Source organism: Geobacillus sp. ZGt-1 (assembly GCF_001026865.1).
In the GTDB taxonomy this organism is placed as follows: Bacteria; Bacillota; Bacilli; order Bacillales; family Anoxybacillaceae; genus Geobacillus; species Geobacillus thermoleovorans.
In genome coordinates, this window is sequence record NZ_LDPD01000008.1 from 181,717 (window position 1) to 184,154 (window position 2,438).

A 2,438-nucleotide genomic window follows, 5' to 3' on the forward strand; every position below is an offset into this window, starting at 1 on the left:
GGGGGCTGGAAGTGAACGGGGAAGAGATCATCCGCTTCGAGCGAGTGACGAAGGAATACGACGGCGCAGCCGTACTGGATGATGTCAGTTTTGCGATGGAGCGCGGGAAGTTTTATACGCTGCTTGGACCGTCGGGTTGTGGGAAGACAACGATTTTGCGGCTGATTGCCGGGTTTATCGAACCGACGCAAGGAACGATTTATTTCCATGGAAAGCCGATTCAAAACGTCCCGCCGAACAAACGGCAAGTCAACACTGTTTTTCAAGACTATGCATTGTTCCCTCATCTCGATGTGTTTGAAAACGTTGCGTTTGGTTTGCGCGTGAAAAAGATGAAAGAAACCGACATTCGCGAGAAAGTGAGGGAAGCGCTTCGGTTTGTCAACTTAGACGGCTATGAGCGCCGCCGCATTCAAGAAATGTCAGGCGGCCAGCGTCAGCGCGTCGCCATTGCCCGGGCGATTGTCAATGAACCTGAGGTGCTGCTCTTGGATGAACCGCTGTCAGCCTTGGATTTGAAACTGCGCACGGAAATGCAGTATGAACTTCGTGAATTGCAGCGCCGCTTAGGGATTACGTTCATTTTTGTCACGCATGATCAAGAAGAAGCATTGGCGATGTCCGATTACATTTTTGTTCTGAATAAAGGAAAAATTCAGCAGTTTGGGACGCCGAAAGACATTTACGACGAGCCTGTCAATCGATTCGTCGCCGATTTCATTGGCGAATCGAACATTTTGTCAGGGCGCATGATCGACGATTTCCTCGTCGAATTTGCCGGCAAACAGTTTGCGTGTGTTGACCGCGGCTTCGCGCCAAACGAACCGGTCGATGTCGTCATCCGCCCGGAAGATTTGGAGCTCGCGGCGCCGGAAGACGGGCAGATCGTCATCCGCGTCGATTCGCTCTTATTCCGCGGTGTCCATTATGAAATTTGCGGCTATGACGAAAACGGCAACGAATGGCTTGTCCATTCGACGAAAAAGGCCGAAGTCGGGGAAACGGTCGGCCTTCGTTTTGAACCGGAAGCGATTCACGTCATGCGACTCGAAAAGGAGGATGAGGACGCATGACGGAACGGGCGTGGCGGAACTGGTATTTAATCCCTTATGGCATTTGGCTTGTGCTGTTTGTCGTGGCCCCGATTGTCTTTTTGGTGTATGAATCGTTTTTGGATCTTGACGGCCATTGGACGTTGTCCAACTACAAATCCGTGTGGACGCCCATTTATTTGAAAATGATGGCGTATTCGTTTTGGTATGCGTTTTTAATCACGCTTGTGTCGCTGCTCATCGGCTATCCGACCGCCTATTGGCTGACGAAGACGCGGCACAAGCAGCTATGGCTGTTGTTGCTTATTTTGCCGATGTGGGTGAATTTGCTGCTGAAGGTGTATGCGTTTTTAGGGCTGTTCGGCACGTACGGGCTGGCCAACGCTTTGTTGAAAGCGCTGGGCGTCGGGCCGCGGCAGCTGTTGTTCACCGATTTCAGTTTTGTCTTTGTGTCGGTGTACATTTTTATTCCGTTTATGGTGCTGCCGATTTTCAACGCGCTGGAGGAGCTGCCGCCATCGCTTGTCGATGCCGCCCGCGATTTGGGCGCTTCGGCTTGGACGACGTTCCGCCGCGTCGTCTTCCCGCTCACGCTTGGCGGGGTGAAGGCCGGCTGCCAGGCGGTGTTTATCCCGGCGTTGTCGCTGTTTATGATTACGCGCCTCATTGCGGGCAACCGCGTCATTACGCTCGGCACGGCCATTGAGCAGCACTTCCTCGTCACCCAAGATTGGGGAATGGGGGCGACGATCGCTGTTGTGTTAATGATCGCGATGGCGGTCATCGTCGTCCTGACAGGAACCGGAAGGAAAGAGGGAAGCCGATGAAACGGACGCATTGGTGGGGACGTGTGTACTTGTTAGTCGTGTTTGCCGTGATGTATACGCCGATTGTGTATTTGATGTATTATTCGTTCAACAGCGGCGGGACGATGCACGATTTTCAATCGTTCACGTTTAAATGGTACCGCGACGTGCTGTCCGACGACCGCTTGCTCATCATCGTTTTGAATACAATCGTCATTGCGCTGCTGTCGGCGGCGGTCGCGACCATACTCGGGGTCATCGGGGCGCTCGCCATTTACTATGTCAAGCGGCAGCGGACGAAAAACGCCCTTCTTGCTCTCAACAACGTGTTGATCGTCAGTCCGGATGTCATCATCGGCGCTTCGTTTTTGTTGCTGTTTACGGTGGCCGGCATCAAGCTTGGGTTTACATCCGTGCTGTTGTCTCACATTGCTTTTAGCGTGCCGATTGTCGTGTTAATGGTGCTGCCGAAACTCGAGGAAATGAGCCCGACGCTGATTGATGCGGCTAGAGATTTAGGAGCCAGTCATTGGCAAGTGCTGTCCGGTGTGGTGCTGCCGTTTTTGGCTCCGAGCATATG

At 52.9% G+C, this 2,438-nt stretch carries 3 protein-coding genes; all 3 read left to right on the top strand.

The features are described 5' to 3' along the window. Positions 1–11: 11 nt before the first annotated feature. Complete coding sequence (locus VU18_RS03040; RefSeq protein ID WP_021322540.1) at positions 12–1,073, top strand: ABC transporter ATP-binding protein; 1,062 nt, start codon at positions 12–14, stop codon at positions 1,071–1,073. Continuing rightward, complete coding sequence (locus VU18_RS03045; protein WP_021322541.1) at positions 1,070–1,879, top strand: ABC transporter permease; 810 nt, start codon at positions 1,070–1,072, stop codon at positions 1,877–1,879. Before VU18_RS03040 ends, VU18_RS03045 begins: the two co-directional genes overlap by 4 nt. After that, on the top strand, positions 1,876–2,438 hold a 563-nt coding region (locus VU18_RS03050; RefSeq protein ID WP_047757607.1), incomplete at its 3' end, for an ABC transporter permease. The genes VU18_RS03045 and VU18_RS03050, both read left to right, overlap by 4 nt.